The sequence below is a fragment of the Neisseria sp. P0001.S005 genome, assembly GCF_051963715.1.
Genome location: NZ_JBQCTZ010000314.1, coordinates 1 through 2,628, shown reverse-complemented (window position 1 = coordinate 2,628; position 2,628 = coordinate 1). Strand labels below are relative to the sequence as shown.

Here is a 2,628-nt window from a genome sequence, read left to right as displayed (position 1 = left end):
GTCGAGCGCAATCGTACGCGCGAGGGCAACGCGGCGCGACATACCGCCGGAAAGCTCGGAAGGCATCAGGTTTTCAACACCGCGCAACCCGACTGCATTTAGTTTCAACACCACCAAATCGCGGATGACCGCTTCGGGCAAATCCGTCAGCTCGCGCATGGGGAAGGCGATGTTGTCGAAGACGGATAAGTCGGTGAACAATGCGCCGTGTTGGAATAAAACGCCCATGCGGCGGCGGTGTTCGTACAGTTCCTGCGCCGAAAATGCGGCCAAATCGCGCCCTTCAATCAGCACTTTGCCCGATTGCGGGTGAATTTGACCCGTAATCAGGCGCATCAGCGTGGTCTTACCGCTGCCCGAACCACCCATTACGGCGGCGAAATTGCCTTGTGGAATGCTGAAGTTGATGTTGTTCAGAATAGGACGGTCGCCATATGCAAAGGCAACGTCTTTCATTTCGATGAAGGGTGTGGAACTCATGCAGGAGAGGGGGTGTCAAAAAATGTATTTTAATTACGGGTATTGTAAAGGGTATTGGATATTCGGGCAATTTTCAGACGGCCTGCGCTTAGGAATAACGGGTAAAAACGTGTGAAAGAATGCAGAAGCGTTGGTGGTACGGTCGTTTTGTCGCGTGTTGTGTCAAACATACAGACAGCTGTGTAGGTATATAAAGAAGCGGGCAAACATGCCCACCTCGTTTTTAATATTTCTGCAAACCTTCCACCTTGATTTCTTTAGCATTGGCATTGATGAAGGCTTGAGTCGCTTTCATCGTGGCTTGGATGCGCGGATCGTTCCAGCGCACGATTTGGTTGTTTTCATCGCGCTTGTCTGACCAGATAATCACGCCGTCGGTGTATTTTTTGCTGATTTCGAGCATTTGGCGCCAGCGGACGGGATCAATGAACTGTTTGAAATAAGGGCTGTTGGTGGCCGAATAATATTGCGGCCAGATATAGCCGATGATTTTTTTGTTGGGAAAGCGTTGATGGATGTCGTCAACGGCGGTTTTCACGTCTTTTTCCCATTGCACCAAATCGGGGGAAGTGATGTAGAACACAGGATTGGCATAGTCGCTGATGGCGGCGGTGGGCGCACGGCGTTTGCTGACTTGCCGCCATTTGACCAAGATGGCTTCGTTGTCAACGTTGGGGCGGTAGTGGCGGATGCCGTGCAGGTGTTCGGAAGGCATGCCGTAGTTGCTGATGATGGCGCGCGGGTTTTCTTCTCTGAAGATTTGGTACATCCGCGCGAAGTCGGTTTTCAATTCGTCGGGTGTCAGCAGTTGGCCGTCTTTTTCGGCAAACCAGCTTTCGATGTCGGTAGAAATGGTGCGGTAGCCTTCACGGCGTGATTGTTTGGCCAATTCGCGGATACGCTCTTCGTTGAGTACGCCGTGTTTGCGTTTGCCCGTCGGATCGGGTTTGACTAACTCGCTTTCGTAAACCAAGAACACTTTGGAGAGTTTGTCGGCGGTCAGGTCGGGTTTGCCGACGTAGTCCATGCGGTCGTAGATGATGAAATCTTTGGCATGGGCGTAGAGGACGGTCAATAAGAGGACGAGGGGCAAAAGGCGGTTGGGCTTCATATTTTTAGGCAGATAAGGGAAAAGGGCCATTGTACGGGAAGCGGTGTTAAAGTGAGTCAAAGGCCGTCTGAAAGGATAAAAGTTCTTTCAGACGGCCTTTGTTGCACTGGGAATGTTCAGTTTTGAGGCTGGTGTGATTTATTGCGCCGCAGTTTTTTCCAGTAATAGGAAAGTTTCGGCTTTGTTGCGCGGTCTTGCGCCTTGCCACAAGGTTTGCCAACCCGAAGGTGCGCCGACATTAGCGGCTTGGCGGATGAGGCGGTAGCGGCAGGACGGGTTGTCGGTCGTGGTTTTAATATGGCTGTATTGTGTCCACGCGATTCGTGTGCGCTGGTCTTGGCCGTCGATGCTGATACATTCGAGGCCGTCTGAAAGTTTCTGTTTCAATTCGGAAGAAAGCGCGGCTTCCATTTGGTGTACCACCGGCGCATGGCTTTTGGCGGCGTTGAGCCACGGTAAAAACAGGGTCATCAGCAAAGCCCAAGCCAAGGTAACGCCGGCTGCCCAGTTGGTTACGGCTTGGCGGCCGCGGATGTTTTTACGCGTAATCGCCCAAAGCCACAACGGGGTAAACAGCAGGGCGACGGCCATCGGAATCGGGTCGATGTCGGGGATGTAATACGGGCTGAAATAGGCGGCGCGTTCGGCCAGTTTGGCAGGCCAGCCGTAGTTCATGGCGAAGAAGCCCAGCCACAGGAAGACGGCAATCAGACCGAATGCCATGATGCCGAACCAGTTGATAAATGCCGCTGCACCGCGACGCAGGCCGTCTAGTTGTGCCGCGCCGAGCAGGGCGAGCGGCGGCAACAGCCAAACGAGGTTGTCTTGCAGGCGTTGCGGGTTGATGGCGAGCAGGGCTGTCATGATAACCAGCCACGACAGGCTCAGAATGCCCCAGTTTTTATCGTGGATACGCGTTCGGCTGAGCGTCCATGTCGCCAGCGGCCAAGCAGGCAGGGTAAACCACAGCAGGTTTTTCAGATAATAGGGCAGGTTGAAGGCCGTCTGAATCTGATGGAAGCCGCCGAATACGCCTA

2 protein-coding genes and 1 pseudogene are annotated in these 2,628 nt (G+C 53.5%); all 3 read right to left on the bottom strand.

Annotation, left to right across the window (positions count from 1 at the left end):
• Positions 1-480 (bottom strand): ABC transporter ATP-binding protein (locus tag ACTHSP_RS19430; RefSeq protein ID WP_440346719.1); only part of this gene is annotated, 480 nt, incomplete at its 3' end.
• Between the two features lie 223 nt (positions 481-703).
• Positions 704-1,591, bottom strand: coding sequence for a hypothetical protein (locus ACTHSP_RS19425; RefSeq protein ID WP_440346720.1), 888 nt, complete (start codon positions 1,589-1,591; stop codon positions 704-706).
• A gap of 138 nt (positions 1,592-1,729) precedes the next feature.
• A pseudogene (locus tag ACTHSP_RS19420) lies at positions 1,730-2,628 on the bottom strand (glycosyltransferase family 39 protein); the annotation flags it as partial.